The following is a 14,473-nucleotide window of genomic DNA, read 5'->3' as shown; positions in this document are numbered from 1 at the left end:
TGCGTGTGTTGGCGCAAAACCGTCGCCCCCGCGAAGGCGGGGGCCTAAGTTCAGCGTTACCGAAACGCGTGCAAACTTAGGCCCCCGCCTTCGCGGGGGCGACGTGCATACTGCGGCTAAACTGTCGGTACCGGCGTACCCGCCCTCTGCAACTTGACCCCACCACCCTCCTCGGTCATGGTCTGCTCCAAGAGCTTCACCAGCGCATACGCCGAATCGATATGCGGCGTCGGCGTGCCGGTCATGCGCGCCAGTTCGATCACCGATCCGACCAGGGCATCGATTTCCGGCCCCCGGCCCGCTTCCACGTCTTGCAGCATCGAGGTCTTGTGCTTGCCGATCTGCGCCGCGCCCTCGATGCGCCGGTCCAGGGTCACGCGGAAGGTGATGCCCAATTTGGTCGCCACCGCTTCCGCCTCGCGCATCATCTCCGCCGCCAGCTCGCGTGTCAGCGGGTATTGGCAGATGTCGACCAGGGTCGAATGCGCCAGCGCGCTGATCGGGTTGAAGCTGACGTTGCCCCATAGCTTGAGCCAGATCTCGGCGCGGATATTGTCCAGCACCGGCGACTTGAAGCCGGCGTTCTGGAAGCAGGCCGATACCGCCTCCACCCGCTCGCTCGTGGTGCCGTCCAGTTCCCCCAGCGGGAAGCGCACGCCTTCGATGTGCCGGATGACGCCCGGCGCCACCAGTTCGGCGGCCGGATAGACCACGCAACCCAGCACCCGCTCCGGTGGAATCCGGCGCGCCAGTTCGCCGCCGGCATCGACGCTGTGCACGGTGCGCCCGTCGAACTCGCCGCCGTGGCGGTGGAAATACCAGAACGGTATGCCGTTCTGCATCGTCACCACCACGGTGCGCGGACCGAACAGCTTGCCGATCTGGGCCGATACGCCATCGACCTGGTGCGCCTTGAGCGCCAGGATCACCAGGTCCTGCTCGCCGGCCGCATCATAGTCGTCCGTCGCGCGCACTTGCGAGGCGACCCTCTCCTCCCCGTCCATCTCGATGAGCTTGATGCCGTTCGTGCGAATCGCCGCCAGATTGGCGCCCCGCACGATGAATGTCACCTCCTCGCCCGCCAGCGCCAACCTGGCGCCAACGAGGCCGCCAATTGCCCCCGCTCCAATTACTGCGATCTTCATGACCCACCCCTTGTCGTCGTTTACTCGAACCGATTGATGAGCTTTCCGATGCCGTCGATCTCTACCTCGATCGTGCTGCCCGGACGCATCGAGCCGACGCCGACCGACGTCCCGCACAGCAGGAGGTCGCCCGGCTCCAGTGTCATGTCCTGGGAGATTCGGCTGACCAGCTCGGCCACCGAAAACACCATGTCGTTGATCGGATAATCCTGGCGCACCTCGCCGTTCAGGGTCGTGCGCACGACCAGCATTGCCGGGTTGAGCCCGGTGGCAATCACGGGGCCGAACGGGCAGAAGGTATCGAAGCCCTTGGCGCGCACCCACTGGGGAAAGGTCGGATCGCGCCCGATAATCTCGCCTACGGTGACGTCGTTGGCACAGGTGTAGCCGAACACGTAGTCTTGCGCCTCCTCGACCGGGACGGCAGTGCAGCGGCGGCCGATCACGATCGCCAGCTCGCCCTCGAACGCCACCTTGCCCTCGCACAGCGGCTTGCGGATCGTGCCGCCCGGCGCCAGGTAGGAGGTCGATGGCTTCATCAGATAGAGCGGCTCGGCTGGCGGCGCCAGGCCCAGCTTCTGGCCGAGCGCGTGAAAGTTGTTCCACATCGCCAGGACCTTGCCCGGAACGCTCGGCGTGAGCACCTCGACCTCGTTCAGGTTCACCGCCATGTCGGTCCGTCGCGGGCTGTCGAACATATCGCCCTTGAAGATCCGGATCTTGTCGCCCTCGAGCGTGCCAAAACGTATGGTGTCGAGGTGTTGAAAACGAATCCAGTGTCGGATCATGGGAGCTCTCTCGTACGTCGGGTCAGGGATAGTCAGATTGTGGAAGAAGCAATTCTGCATATCCTTGACCACGGTTAAGATTCGAAAATCTCAGCCCAGCCGTGGGATTTACGCCCCGATTTGCCGCTGCTGGAGCGCGGACCAGTCGATGAAGGCCGCTGGATTGCAGCCGGCGGCGCTCAGCTGAGCCTGGCAGCGTTCCTTGGCGGCCAGGATCGCCTCGACCAGGAAATCGGCGTCATGCGCGCTCAACAGGTGAGACTGGTGCCGCGCCAGGTAGTTGCGCAAGCCGGTACGGTCGTCGGCGCCGGCGACCGCGTTCGCATAGAGGCCGGTATCCCAGACCCAGCTCAATCCCAATTCATGGAACGCCGCGTTATAGGCGTTGCACTCGGCATCAACGTTGTTGCAGCAAGTCGTCGTCATGGCACTCTCCAGGTGGTGGTTGCGGTCGAGCTGTCTCAAAACCATCGTAGTCCAACAAAATGATGAGCAATAGTGAAAGTTTTTAGGGATAATCATTAACGACTGCGTATACATGGGTGGGAGAACCGATGAAGAACGCGACATTGCGTCAACTGAAAGTCTTCGAGACGGTCGCGCGCCGCCTCAGCTTTTCGCGCGCCGCCGAGGAACTGCACCTGACCCAGCCGGCCGTATCGACCCAGGTCCGCACGCTCGAAGGCCACGTCGGCATGCCCTTGTTCGAACAGCTGGGAAAGAAGATCTATCTCACCCAGGCGGGCGACGAGTTGCTGCACTTCTGCCGCGCCATCATCCAGCAGTTCGATGAAGCGGAAGATGCGATGGCGCAACTGAAGGGAATCGCTGGCGGCAAGCTGAACGTGGCGGTGATCAGTGCCGGCGACTATTTCTTTCCGCAGCTGATGGTCGCCTTCGCGCGCCAGCATCCGGGCGTGCAGCTGAACCTGACGGTGCACAATCGCGAGGAGCTGCTGGACAAGCTGGCGGCCAATCGCACTGACCTGGCCGTGATGGTGCGGCCACCTGCCGAACTCGACACGCAAAACGATGCCTTTGCTCCCCATCCCTATGTGATCGTGGCTGCGCCCGACCATCCGCTGGCTGCGGCCAGGCATGGGCGCATTCCGATGAGCGAACTGATCCGTCACCCGTTCGTGATCCGCGAACCGGGCTCCGATACCTGGTTCTCGATGCAGGATGCGTTCGGCTCCCACCTGGCCGAACTGACCGTCGCGATGGAGATCAAAAGCACCGAGACGATCAAGCAGGCGGTGATCGCCGGCATGGGACTGGGCTTCCTGTCGTTTCACACGATCGGCCGCGAAGTCGCCGTGGGCAGCCTGGTGGTGCTGGAGGTCGACGGATTTCCCTTGATGCTCAATTGGTATGTCGTGCACCGGAGAGAGAAACGTCTCCCTCCGGTGGCGCGGGCGTTCCGCCAGTTCCTGCTGGACGAAGGCAAGGCGCGGATCGCGGCGCTGATTCCCTCACCGGGCCCCTGATCCTGTGGCGACCCAGCCACACCTGGTAAATACGCGGGCCACGGCAGAGATCTCGCAAAAGTGCCGGTTTTTATAGCGCAACATTCACATACAGCATAACTGGTATCAGCACTCGAAATTGGAAGCGCAGGTCAGTAGTCCCTATATTTACTGCATCGCACAAACCAACTTTCAGGAGCCAGTCATGATCAACGCACCAGCCGAAACCACTTTCGCAGCCCCGTCGCACTCGCTGCTGTCGCTCATCGTCGCCTTCCTCACGCTGAATCTGCGCGAGAAGCTCGAACCAGGCTACACCGGCAAGGATTCGGACCCAGCCTACTACGGTTGCGGCCTGTAATTTCCGGTCCTGTCGTCATCGGAATATCCGATACGACGTCATACCGAGGCGCCCGCACCGGATGCGATATCCCGTGCGCGGCACCGCGCTTCACATAATTACCCCTGCATCAGCGCACGCACGTGCGCCGCGCAGCCCCCGGCAAGCCCCTGGGCGCTGTAGCCGCCCTCCAGGATCGACACGATCCGTCCCTGGCACACATCCCTCGCAATTTCCATGACTTCGCGCGTAATCCACGCGAAATCCTCGTTTTCCAGGTTCATATTGGCCAAAGGATCGAGCCGATGGGCGTCGAAGCCGGCCGAGATGACGATTAATTGCGGCGCAAACTCGCGCAGCGCCGGCAGCAGGACGCCGGCCGTCCGCGCACAGAACAGATCCGGACTGCATCCCGACGGCAATGGCACATTGACGATATTGCCGCTCACGCCAGTCTCGCTTGCCGCCCCGGTCCCCGGATACAGCGGCGACTGGTGGCTCGACCCATAGAACAGTTCGCGCCGGTCGAAGAACGCGGCCTGCGTGCCATTTCCATGGTGGACGTCGAAGTCGATCACCGCGACGCGCTGCAGGCCGTGCGCCTCGAGGGCGTGGACGGCGGCGATGGCGGCCTGGTTGAACAGGCAAAAGCCCATCGCCCGGCCAGGCTCGGCATGGTGTCCGCAAGGCCGGGTCGCGCAAAACACATTGGCGGCCTCGCCCGTCATCACGGCATCCACGCCGGCGCAGGCGGCGCCGACGCAGCGCATCACCGCTTCCAGCGAGCCGGGCGACATCAGGGTGTCGCCGCCGTCGAGCGCCACCAGGCCGCCCAGCGGGGCTGCGTCGACGATCGCGTCGATGTAGTCGGCGTCGTGCACCAGCAATAGCTGTTCGCGCGTGCCGGGCGGCGCCTCGCGCCAGGCCAGCTGCGCGAATTCGGGCTGGCGCAGCGCCGTCAGCACCGCATGCAGGCGCCATGGCGATTCCGGATGGCCAGGCCCCGGCTCGTGCCCGAAGCAGGCCTGGTGATGGAATACCAGGGTATGCATGTCAGGCCGCGGCGATGGCGTGGTTCGACATCCGCTCGATCGCCTGGCACAGCGCCGAATGGTCGAGTTGGGCCATGCCGTGGGCGGCGCAGGAATTCATCAGTTCCTGGGCGCTGGCGGTATTCGGCAGCGCGAGACCGAGGCTCTTGGCCCCCTGCAGCGCCAGGTTGAGGTCCTTCTGGTGCAGCTCGATACGGAAGCCCGGCGCGAAAGTGCGCTTGACCATGCGCTCGCCGTGCACTTCCAGGATGCGCGAGGCGGCGAAGCCCCCCATCAGCGCCTGCCTCACCCTGGCCGGGTCGGCGCCCGCCTTCGAGGCGAACAGCAGCGCCTCGGCCACGGCCTGGATGTTCAGCGCGACGATGATCTGGTTCGCCACCTTGGTGGTCTGGCCATCGCCGTTGCCCCCTACCAGCGTGATGTTCTTTCCCATCAGCTCGAACAGCGGCCTGGCCCGGTCGAACGCCTCCTGCCCACCGCCGACCATGATGGTGAGCGTGGCGGCGCGCGCCCCCACTTCGCCGCCCGACACCGGCGCGTCGAGGTAGTCGCACTGGCGCTTGTTGATCTTTTTCGCAAACTCCTTGGTCGCCATCGGCGAGATCGAACTCATGTCGATCACGATCTTGCCCGGCGTGAGCCCCAGGGCCACACCCTCGGCGCCGAACAGCACTTCCTCGACGTGCGGGGTATCGGGCACCATCACGATGATGATGTCGGCGCGCTTGGCCACTTCGGTGGCGTTGGTGCAGACGGTGGCGCCGCCCTCGATCAGGGCCAGCGGCGGGTTTTTGAGGTCATGCAGGAACAGCTTGCAGCCGCCCTCCTGCAGCTTGGTGGCCATGGGTCCGCCCATGATGCCAAGGCCGATGAATCCTACTTTCGTCATGATGGTCTCCAGGTGTGTTGTCGTGCGAAGCGCGCCACTCGCCGTGCTACAGGCCGTGGTCGCCGATCCAGTGCAGGCCCTGCGCGGTGCCGGCCTTGGGCTTGTATTCGCAGCCCACCCAGCCGTCATAGCCGATCTCGTCGAGCATGCCGAGCAGGTAGCGGTAATTGATCTCGCCCGTGCCCGGCTCGAAGCGGCCTGGATTGTCGGCCAGCTGGATGTGGCGGATCAGGCCGAGGTTGGCCTTGATCGTCGCCGCGATTTCGCCCTCCATGCGCTGCATGTGATAGATGTCGTACTGCAGGAACAGATTGTCGGAGCCAGTCGCGCGGATCAGGTCCAGCGCCTGGCGCGTCCCGTGCAGGAAGAATCCCGGAATGTCGAAGGTGTTGATCGGTTCGATCAGCAGGCGAATCCCTTCGCCTTTGAGCTTGCCGGCAGCGAACTCGAGGTTCGATGCCAGCGTGAGGTAGGCGTCTTCCAGCGCGACGCCGGGCGGCACGATGCCCGCCAGGCAGTTGAGCTGCTTGACGCCCAGCCCCCTGGCATAGTCGATCGCCGCGCCGACGCCGTCCTCGAACTCCGCCTTGCGCCCCGGATGGCAGGCGATGCCGCGCTCGCCCGCCGCCCAATCCCCGGCCGGCAGGTTGTGCAGCACGAGTTCGAGGCGGTTTGCATCGAGCCGGGCGGCGATGTCATCGAGCCGGTAGGCGTAGGGGAAGAGGAATTCGACGCCGCGAAAGCCCGCCTTGGCGGCGTGCTCGAAGCGGTCGAGGAAGTCGACTTCGTTGAACAGCATGGTCAGGTTGGCGGCAAGTCTGGTCATCTCGGTCTCCTGTGCTGGCGTTATTCAATATCGAGGACTTCATTGAACTCGTTGAGCGCGTCGATCTCCGTGCCCATCGCGATATTGGTGACGCGTTCGAGGATGATCTCGACCACCACCGGCACGCTGTACTGCTGCATCAGCGCACGCGCACGCTCGAAGGCGGGAATGATGTCGTCCGGCCGGAACACCCTGAGCGCCTTGCAGCCCAGGCCCTCGACCACGGCGACGTGATCGACGCCATACCCTTCCAGCTCGGGCGCGTTGACGTTCTCGAACGCCAGCTGGACGCAGTAGTCCATTTCGAAGCCGCGTTGGGCCTGGCGGATCAGGCCCAGGTAGGCGTTGTTGACCAGGACGTGGATGTACGGCAGCTTGAACTGCGCCGCGACCGCCAGCTCCTCGATCAGGAACTGGAAATCGTAGTCGCCCGAGATGGCGACGATGTCGGCATCGGGGTCGGCCACGCGCACGCCGAGGGCCGCCGGGATGGTCCAGCCCAGCGGGCCGGCCTGGCCGCAGTTGATCCAGTGGCGCGGGTGGTTCACGTGCAGGAACTGGGCGGCGGCGATCTGCGACAGGCCGATGCTGGCCACGTAGCGCACGTCGCGGCCGAAATACGCGTTCATCTCGTGGTAGACGCGCAGCGGATTGACCGGCACGGTATCGAAATCGCTCTTGCGCAGCATGGTGCGCTTGCGCTCCTGGCATTCTTCCAGCCATGTGCTGCGGTCTTGCAGGCGGCCGCTCGCGCGCCACTCGCGCGCCACCTCGACCAGCAGTTCGAGCGCGGCCTTCGCATCGGACACGATGCCCAGATCCGGACCGAACACGCGCCCGATCTGGGTCGGCTCGATATCGATGTGCACGAAAGTGCGATCCTTGGTGAAGACCTCGATGCCGCCGGTATGGCGGTTGGCCCAGCGGTTGCCGATGCCCATCACGAAGTCGGAGGCCAGCACGGTGGCATTGCCGTAGCGGTGGCTGGTCTGCAGGCCGGCCATGCCCGCCATCTGTGGGTGGTCGTCGGGAATCGCGCCCCACCCCATCAGGGTCGGGATGACGGGCACGCCCGTGATTTCCGCGAACTCCACCAGCAGCGCCGACGCGTCGGCATTGATGATGCCGCCGCCGGCGGTGATCAGGGGACGCTTTGCCGCGTTCAGCATGTCGAGAGCCTTCTCGACCTGGGCGCGGTTCGCGCGCGGCTTGTGCAGCGCCAGCGGCGCATAGGTGTCGCCGTCGAACTCGATCTGCGCCATCTGCACGTCGATCGGCAGGTCGATCAGCACCGGGCCGGGCCGGCCGGAACGCATCAGGTGGAAGGCCTGCTGGAATACGCGCGGCACCAGGGCCGGCTCGCGCACCGTGACGGCCCACTTGGTCACCGGCTTGGCGATCGATTCGATGTCGACCGCCTGGAAGTCTTCCTTGTACAGGCGGGCGCGCGGCGCCTGGCCGGTAATGCAAAGAATAGGTATCGAATCGGCCTGCGCCGAATACAGGCCGGTGATCATGTCGGTGCCGGCCGGCCCGGACGTGCCGATGCACACGCCCAGGTTGCCGGCCTTGGCGCGGGTATAGCCCTCGGCCATGTGCGAGGCGCCTTCGACGTGGCGCGCCAGGTAGTGGCGGATGCTGTCGCGCTTGCGCAGCGCTGCGTAGAAGGGATTGATCGCGGCGCCGGGGACGCCGAAGGCGACCTCGATGCCTTCTTTTTCCATCACCAGCACCGCTGCCTCTGCTGCTGTCATCCTTGCCATTCCGACCTCCAGGCTCATGAACGCACGATTGCGATGAACGTATGCTAGAGCGTAGTAGCGCTGCTGATAAGAACACAAAAAGTAGGTGTATTCGATCTCTGGAGTATGGAATACTGGAGGCATGGACAAGGTCAAACAGATGTGGGCCTTCGTCGACGCGGTCGACAAGGGCAGCCTGGCGCGCGCCGCGCTGGGGCAGGACATCACGCCGGTCATGCTGGGGCGCCGCATCGACGCGCTCGAACGCCGCCTGGGCGTCAAGCTGCTGCACCGGACCACGCGCCACCTCACACTCACCGAATCGGGATCGGTCTTCCTCGAGCATTGCCGCAGGCTGCTGGCGGACATCGACCTGGCCGAGACCATCGTGTCCGAAGGCCGCGACCAGGCCAGCGGACACCTGATCGTCTCGGCGCCGGCGGCGTTCGGGCGGCTGCACGTGGCGCCGCACGCCCCGGCCTACCTGGCGGCCAATCCGAACGTGCAGATCTCGTTCAACCTCACCGACCACGTGGTCGACCTGGTGCGCGAAGGCTATGAGCTGGGGATCAGGATCGGCGGCGTGCTCGATCCGAGTTTCGTCGCGGTGCGGCTGGCAACCAACCGGCGCGTGGTGTGCGGGACGCCAGACTATCTTGCGCGCTGCGGCGTGCCGCGCACGCTGGAGGAGCTGGCGCAGCATAACTGCCTGGCCTTCAACCTGCAGGGCGGGCAGCAGCGCGGCTGGTACTTCCAGAAGGATGGCAAGCCGGTGACCATCAAGGTGAACGGCAACCTCGATTGCAACGACGGCGAATTGCTGCACCGCTGGGCCAGCGAAGGACTCGGCCTGGCCTGGCGCTCCACCTGGGAGATCCAGGCGCAGCTGGCCAGCGGCGAACTGGTGACGGTGCTCGACGAGTACGCCCTGCCCGACTACGACATCATGGCGGTCTATATGCAGCAGCGCCACCTGCCGGCGCGGGTGCGCAGCTTCATCGATACTCTCAAGGCGGTCTACGCCCAGCCGGGATACTGGACGCGACCGCCAGCGGCACGGCCCTAGATCACCCGCTCGTCGCGCAGCAGCGCGATCTGCTCGCGCGAATACCCCAGGTCGGCCAGCACTTCATCGGTATGTTCGCCCAGCAGCGGCGAACGCCGCACCTCGGTGGGGCTGTCGGACAGCTTGATCGGATTGCCCACGCTGAGGTAGGGGCCGCGCTCGGGATGATCGACCTCGACGATCGTGCCGGTGGCGCGCAGCGACGGTTCCTGGGCGATCTCCTTCATCGACAGGATCGGTCCGCAGGGAATATCGTATTTGTTCAGGATATCCATCGCCTCGAACTTGGTGAGCGTGGTGCTCCACTCCTCGACCGTGGCGAAGATCGACATCAGGCGCGGCAGGCGCGCCTTCGGCGTCGCGTATTCGGGGTCGGTGATCCACTCCTCGCGTCCAATCAGCTTGCAGACCGCGGGCCAGACCTGGGCCTGCGCAATGAAGTAGATATACGCGTTCGGATCGCTCTCCCAGCCCTTGCACTTGAGGATCCAGCCGGGTTGCCCGCCGCCCGAGGCATTGCCCGCGCGCGGGACCGACTCGCCGAACTGGCCGTCGGCGAACTGCGGATATTCTTCCATCACGCCGTTGCGCTCGAGGCGCTGCTGGTCGCGCAGCTTGACCCGGCACAGGTTCAGCACCGCGTCCTGCATCGAAGTGAGCACCTTCTGGCCGCGGCCCGTGCTGTTGCGCTGGTAGAGCGCGGTCACGATGCCCAGCGCCAGGTGCAGGCCGCTGCCGCTGTCGCCGATCTGGGCGCCGCTGACCATTGGCGGGCCATCGTCGAAACCCGTGGTGGCCGCTGCGCCGCCGGTGCACTGGGCCACGTTTTCATAGACCTTGCAGTGCTCGTAGGGGCCAGGGCCGAAGCCCTTGACCGAGGCCACGATCATGCGCGGATTGAGTTCCTGGATACGCTCCCAGGTAAAACCCATCCGGTCCAGCGCGCCGGGCGCGAAGTTCTCGACCAGCACGTCGCAGTGCTTGATGAGCGTTTCCAGCACTTCCTTGCCGGCCGGCCGCTTGGCGTCGAGCGTCATGGAGCGCTTGTTATGGTTGAGCATGGTGAAATACAGGCTGTCCACGCCCGCGATATCGCGCAACTGGTTGCGTGTCGCATCGCCCTCGCCGGCGCGCTCGACCTTGATGACGTCGGCCCCGAACCAGGCCAGCAGCTGCGTGCAGGTCGGTCCGGACTGGACATGGGTGAAATCGAGAATGCGAACGCCTTCCAGTGCCTTGCCCATACCAGTTTCCTCCGAAGATTTAACCTAGCTTATTTGAATTTTGCGCTTAGCAATGCTTCCGTGCAAGCCTTAGTGCAAACATTATTACCAGCGTGTCGGCCGATCTTAGTGGCGCGCACCGGCCGAGCTCAATGACCGCCGTCAAGATCCGTGAAATGAAAGTTTGACATCGAAACGCGGCCAGCCCGGGCAAGAAAAACGGGCTTCCGAAGAAGCCCGTTTTTGCATCAGGACGCACCCGTGACGAGGGCGTCAGGCAGGCAAGGGCCCCTTCCCGACCGCGTTTTCTTCCGCGTAGCGACTCCTGGAGTAGCTGACGTGGTTACGCAGCACCGGTCGCAGCACCGTGATCGCCAGCAGCGCCGCGATCAGGTCCATGGTGGCGACGGTGTAGAGGACGGTCGACCAGGTGCCGGTCGCCTCCATCATCAGGTTACCGACCGGGACGAACAGCGCGCCGATACCCTTCGCGGTGTACAGCACCCCGTAGATCTTGCCGATGTGCTTGGTGCCGAAGGCATCGCCGGCCAGGGCCGAGAACAGCGAGTACACTTCGCCCCAGGCCAGGAACACGATGCCGGACAGGATCAGGAAGGCATACGGATTGTGGCCGAAGTAGCCCAGCGCGATGATGCCGCAGCCTTCGAGCGTGAACGCGATGACCATGGTCTTCTCGCGGCCGATATGGTCCGAGATCCAGCCGAACAGCGGTCGCGAGATGCCGTTCATGATGCGGTCGAGCATCAGGGCCAGCGGCAAGGCCGCCATCACGAAGAAGTGCAGGTCGACCTGGAATTCCTTCACGCCCAGATCCTGCGCGATCACGCCGAGCTGCGCCACCGCCATCATGCCGCCGGTGACCACCAGCACGAACATCACCAGCATCAGCCAGAACAGCTTGGTGTTCAGCGCTTCCTTGAGCGTGTAGTCGTGCGTCGACTGCACCAGCTTGCTCGACTTCCTGACCTCGGCCGTTGTCGGCGAGCGCAGGAACCAGGCGGCGATGAAGGCCAGCGTGCCTTGCAGGATGCCGAAGAACAGGAAGGTCTGCTGGAAGCCCGAGGACTCGATCATGGCCGCGATCGGCAGGATCGTGGCGGCCGAACCGGCGCCGTAGCCACCCGCGGTGAGGCCGACGGCCAGGCCGCGGCGATCCGGGAACCACTTGATCGCGTTATTGATGCAAGTGGCATAGATCGAGCCCACGCCGATACCACCGACGGCCGCACCGACGTAGAACCCGGCCAGGGTCGTGGCTTGCGAATTGATGATCCAGGCCAGTCCGATGAAGATGGCGCCGAAGGCGACCATCATGCGGGGACCGAATTTGTCGATGAAGTAGCCTTCGAGCGGCGCGAGCCAGGTCTGGACGATGACGAACAGCGTGAAGGCGACCTGGATGCTGGCGCGCGACCAGCCATAGGTTTCCTGGATCTCGGGAACGAACAGCGTCCACGCATACTGGATGTTCGCGGTGGCGATCATGCAGACGACGCCAACGGCGAGCTGGAACCAGCGCGCGTTGTTGGAGACTGGTTGACCGGGCTGAAGCGCGGCTGCCGATGAATTATGCATTTGGCGCTCCTTGACCGGTGAGGGGTTCTTCTTTCAGACCTGCAGACGAATGTGCGGGCGCCGGGGGCACCTGCCTGGTTATGGTTTCCAGCATTTTCATGTCTCCACTTTTTTTGGTGTGATGTGCATGCTCCACGTCGAGTCCGGGACTCGCGCGCCAACCCCTACGCCTTTTCTAATTAAATTAAGCTCATTGAATAGCTACAGCACCCTGCTATCAAAAAGGACGTCGGCATGCTCCTGGCGGCCGAACTGCCCACCAGGCGAGACAGCCGCTTGATACAGTTCTCCAACAGTGCTCACCAGACTTTGAATGTGCGCTATAGCCGCTCTCCTCTTTCTGCAAGATTGCTGCCCTGGACGACCGCAAAGGTATTGCGTTCCCTGCTTTCACTTCAGCGCCTGGGAGGCGCCGTTGCATCGGGGTTAATCAAAACAGTGAAAGTGAGATGATGTTGCTGGAGCCGATTTCGAGAATCATTGACCGCGGTTATGTTTTGAGATTTTTGAGAACCGGCAGTCGAAGGCTTGGCATGCTGTGCACCCGCGGGACTGACGCAGGACAAGCCGCGCAGCGTGGCGTCGCATGGGCCGTGCAAGGTGCACGAGGTCGTTGACGGAGAAAAGATGGATGACTGGCAGCCTGCCGCTGATCCGTTCCGGGTAGTTGGAAGGTGTCGGATGATCATTTGGCCGCCAAGCAGTGTGTTGTAGGCAGGAGCAAGAGATGCGCTACCGGCAGCTGCGCCGGTTCGGCATCCATTTTTCTGTTCGAAACCTTCAGTTATCGGCAGAAAGTGATTCGATTATTACAGATATTTTTTTGTATAGACAATTATTTTTTAGCAACATCCGATCGCGATATATTGCAGGGGCTTTCATTGTTTTATGGCAATATTAGTGACGCTCCCAGTTCTATTTCCTGACGTACCAGGCGCCGATCTGCGCACCGATCGAGAGCGAATGCCGCGAACACCGCACGCCGTCGGCATTCAGGAAAAGCAGCTCCTTGCCGGGCAGCTTTTCGAAAAAGAGCGCGAACGACGCGCCACCGCCGTTGAACATTCCCATCTCCTGGCCCTTGTGCACCCGCGCGCCACGCCGCATGGCCGGATCGAACACGATGCTGGACGCCGCACCCATGCCCAGCGGGATGCAGCACACATGGCCGTGGTCGGCGGTCCTGATCACGATCACCCCGCTGGCGAAGCGGCCGGGAATGGTGAACGGGTCGAACAGCACTTCGCCATGGACTGGCGCCCACCAGTGCTGGTAGTCATAGGGCCCCAGCGTCGTCTGGAAGACCCGGCCGCCCTCGAACAGGTCGACCAGCCGGTAATAGTCGACCAGCGCCTGCTGCTGCGGCACGCTCGTTGCGAGGAGATCGGCCAGCGTGCAATGTCTGCTCCCTAAGCGGAATACGTCGTCGCGCACCGGTGCGCCATCGGTCGGGCAAACGACGGTCCGGTTCGATTCCGGATCGGCGACGGGACGTGCTTGCGCGGGATGTTGGAAGGTACGGGTCAGGAAGGCATTCCAGCTTTTCCAGTAAGGCGGCGTGCCGGCATCCTTGCTCCACAGGGGAAAGCGGTATCGCTCCTTCGCCGTCGCTGACAGCCACTGTTCGCCATCGACACGGAAACCCACGTTCGAGGCCGGGCTGTCCAGGAAGGCATGCCAGTCGTTCAGGATGTTCGACATGAGCAGATTGACGGTCGGCTGCCTGAACAGGGCCGCGCCACTCGCGGTCCGGCCGATATCCGCCATCAAGGCGGGAAACGGCAGGCCGATCAATTCGCCATCGATGAAGCCCGGCGCATGGGTGAGGATCGTGTTGAAACCGTGCAGCAAGGCGTCAACGTCGCCGATGCGCGGCGAATGCATATCGACGATGGCCAGGCATTCGGCACAGGCATTGTTGGCCAGGCGGCGGACGACCTCGTTATCCTCGATATAGGTGGCCAGCGCCTGAACCGACGGCGCCAGCGCCGTTCTTTCGGCGCCCAGTACGCGCCCGACGTACGTCCGCATACCGGCGCTGCCGTAGCGGGGCAGCCAGCCGCCGTGCGGATCGCCCGGACCGGGATGGAGGTCGAATTGCGCGTCAAGCGGTGCGGTCGTCACGGCGAATCCTTCGGGTGATCAAAATAGAAAGATCACCTTTTTAACCGCCGTTCGATCGCGCCCGTTTGACATCGATCAGTCCGTTTTTAGGACATCCCGGATGGATAGAGCCAGACATCTACAATGTCACCTCCCGCCGCAAGTTGGCACGATGGCCACGCTCGTGATTGTCCCGACAAGCTGCAAGCCCTTCCAATTGTCGTCAAACTGTAATTA

At 63.5% G+C, this 14,473-nt stretch carries 13 protein-coding genes; 3 read left to right on the top strand and 10 right to left on the bottom strand.

Going from position 1 to position 14,473, the window contains the following annotated elements; all coding sequences use genetic code 11:
* Positions 1-116 precede the first annotated feature (116 nt).
* The 3 genes from SOM28_RS23135 to SOM28_RS23125 all read right to left on the bottom strand — a co-directional run bounded on the left by SOM28_RS23135 (position 117) and on the right by SOM28_RS23125 (position 2,359).
* Positions 117-1,145, bottom strand: coding sequence for a 2-dehydropantoate 2-reductase (locus tag SOM28_RS23135; protein WP_123071408.1), 1,029 nt, complete (start codon positions 1,143-1,145; stop codon positions 117-119).
* Between the two features lie 20 nt (positions 1,146-1,165).
* Positions 1,166-1,933 (bottom strand): fumarylacetoacetate hydrolase family protein, encoded by a 768-nt coding sequence (locus SOM28_RS23130; RefSeq protein WP_123071409.1) that lies wholly within the window; start codon positions 1,931-1,933, stop codon positions 1,166-1,168.
* A gap of 108 nt (positions 1,934-2,041) precedes the next feature.
* On the bottom strand, positions 2,042-2,359 hold the full coding sequence (locus SOM28_RS23125; protein WP_229415066.1) for an HAD family hydrolase: 318 nt from the start codon (positions 2,357-2,359) through the stop codon (positions 2,042-2,044).
* A 128-nt stretch (positions 2,360-2,487) separates the two neighbouring features.
* On the opposite strand from SOM28_RS23125, the gene SOM28_RS23120 reads away from it, so the two are divergent.
* Positions 2,488-3,420 carry a LysR family transcriptional regulator gene (locus SOM28_RS23120; protein ID WP_320469576.1) on the top strand — a complete coding sequence of 311 codons (933 nt, stop codon included), beginning with the start codon at positions 2,488-2,490 and terminating at the stop codon, positions 3,418-3,420.
* A 184-nt stretch (positions 3,421-3,604) separates the two neighbouring features.
* A complete protein-coding gene (locus tag SOM28_RS23115; RefSeq protein WP_183407529.1) occupies positions 3,605-3,760 on the top strand; it encodes a hypothetical protein in 156 nt (51 codons plus the stop codon).
* A gap of 98 nt (positions 3,761-3,858) precedes the next feature.
* On the opposite strand, the gene SOM28_RS23110 is transcribed toward SOM28_RS23115, so the two are convergent.
* Genes SOM28_RS23110 through gcl form a run of 4 tightly spaced genes read right to left on the bottom strand, consistent with a single transcriptional unit; the run spans position 3,859 to position 8,269 of the window.
* A complete protein-coding gene (locus SOM28_RS23110; protein WP_123071412.1) occupies positions 3,859-4,791 on the bottom strand; it encodes a histone deacetylase family protein in 933 nt (310 codons plus the stop codon).
* A 1-nt stretch (position 4,792) separates the two neighbouring features.
* Complete coding sequence (locus SOM28_RS23105) at positions 4,793-5,680, bottom strand: 2-hydroxy-3-oxopropionate reductase (RefSeq protein ID WP_320469575.1); 888 nt, start codon at positions 5,678-5,680, stop codon at positions 4,793-4,795.
* Positions 5,681-5,726: 46 nt separating this feature from the next.
* Positions 5,727-6,506 (bottom strand): hydroxypyruvate isomerase, encoded by a 780-nt coding sequence (hyi, locus tag SOM28_RS23100; RefSeq protein WP_320469574.1) that lies wholly within the window; start codon positions 6,504-6,506, stop codon positions 5,727-5,729.
* A 20-nt stretch (positions 6,507-6,526) separates the two neighbouring features.
* Positions 6,527-8,269: a glyoxylate carboligase gene (gene gcl / locus SOM28_RS23095; RefSeq protein WP_320469573.1), complete on the bottom strand. Its 1,743-nt coding sequence runs from the start codon at positions 8,267-8,269 to the stop codon at positions 6,527-6,529.
* Positions 8,270-8,390: 121 nt separating this feature from the next.
* Here gcl and SOM28_RS23090 point away from each other — a divergent pair, with 121 nt between their 5' ends.
* Positions 8,391-9,314 (top strand): LysR family transcriptional regulator, encoded by a 924-nt coding sequence (locus tag SOM28_RS23090; protein ID WP_123071416.1) that lies wholly within the window; start codon positions 8,391-8,393, stop codon positions 9,312-9,314.
* Here the strand turns inward: SOM28_RS23090 and frc are convergent.
* The 3 genes from frc to SOM28_RS23075 all read right to left on the bottom strand — a co-directional run bounded on the left by frc (position 9,311) and on the right by SOM28_RS23075 (position 14,257).
* Positions 9,311-10,558, bottom strand: a complete 1,248-nt coding sequence (gene frc, locus SOM28_RS23085; protein WP_123071417.1) for a formyl-CoA transferase — start codon at positions 10,556-10,558, stop codon at positions 9,311-9,313. The genes SOM28_RS23090 and frc overlap by 4 nt on opposite strands.
* 252 nt (positions 10,559-10,810) lie before the next feature.
* Positions 10,811-12,133 carry an oxalate/formate MFS antiporter gene (gene oxlT, locus SOM28_RS23080; RefSeq protein ID WP_123071418.1) on the bottom strand — a complete coding sequence of 441 codons (1,323 nt, stop codon included), beginning with the start codon at positions 12,131-12,133 and terminating at the stop codon, positions 10,811-10,813.
* 915 nt (positions 12,134-13,048) lie between these two features.
* Complete coding sequence (locus tag SOM28_RS23075; RefSeq protein WP_320469572.1) at positions 13,049-14,257, bottom strand: phophatidylserine decarboxylase associated domain-containing protein; 1,209 nt, start codon at positions 14,255-14,257, stop codon at positions 13,049-13,051.
* Positions 14,258-14,473: the final 216 nt, after the last annotated feature.

It is taken from the genome of Massilia sp. CFBP9026, assembly GCF_034045165.1.
GTDB classification, from domain to species: Bacteria; Pseudomonadota; Gammaproteobacteria; order Burkholderiales; family Burkholderiaceae_D; genus Telluria; species Telluria arenae.
The sequence above is the reverse complement of the archived record's forward strand: the minus strand, read 5'-3'. Positions and strand labels throughout refer to the sequence as shown.

What these genes read in the sequence shown, in the direction of transcription:
- SOM28_RS23135 (WP_123071408.1), bottom strand. Translation starts at nt 1,145, where the DNA reads ATGAAGATCGCAGTAATTGGAGCGGGGGCAATTGGCGGCCTCGTTGGC.
- SOM28_RS23130 (WP_123071409.1), bottom strand. Translation starts at nt 1,933, where the DNA reads ATGATCCGACACTGGATTCGTTTTCAACACCTCGACACCATACGTTTT.
- SOM28_RS23125 (WP_229415066.1), bottom strand. Translation starts at nt 2,359, where the DNA reads ATGACGACGACTTGCTGCAACAACGTTGATGCCGAGTGCAACGCCTAT.
- SOM28_RS23120 (WP_320469576.1), top strand. Translation starts at nt 2,488, where the DNA reads ATGAAGAACGCGACATTGCGTCAACTGAAAGTCTTCGAGACGGTCGCG.
- SOM28_RS23115 (WP_183407529.1), top strand. Translation starts at nt 3,605, where the DNA reads ATGATCAACGCACCAGCCGAAACCACTTTCGCAGCCCCGTCGCACTCG.
- SOM28_RS23110 (WP_123071412.1), bottom strand. Translation starts at nt 4,791, where the DNA reads ATGCATACCCTGGTATTCCATCACCAGGCCTGCTTCGGGCACGAGCCG.
- SOM28_RS23105 (WP_320469575.1), bottom strand. Translation starts at nt 5,680, where the DNA reads ATGACGAAAGTAGGATTCATCGGCCTTGGCATCATGGGCGGACCCATG.
- hyi (WP_320469574.1), bottom strand. Translation starts at nt 6,506, where the DNA reads ATGACCAGACTTGCCGCCAACCTGACCATGCTGTTCAACGAAGTCGAC.
- gcl (WP_320469573.1), bottom strand. Translation starts at nt 8,269, where the DNA reads ATGGCAAGGATGACAGCAGCAGAGGCAGCGGTGCTGGTGATGGAAAAA.
- SOM28_RS23090 (WP_123071416.1), top strand. Translation starts at nt 8,391, where the DNA reads ATGGACAAGGTCAAACAGATGTGGGCCTTCGTCGACGCGGTCGACAAG.
- frc (WP_123071417.1), bottom strand. Translation starts at nt 10,558, where the DNA reads ATGGGCAAGGCACTGGAAGGCGTTCGCATTCTCGATTTCACCCATGTC.
- oxlT (WP_123071418.1), bottom strand. Translation starts at nt 12,133, where the DNA reads ATGCATAATTCATCGGCAGCCGCGCTTCAGCCCGGTCAACCAGTCTCC.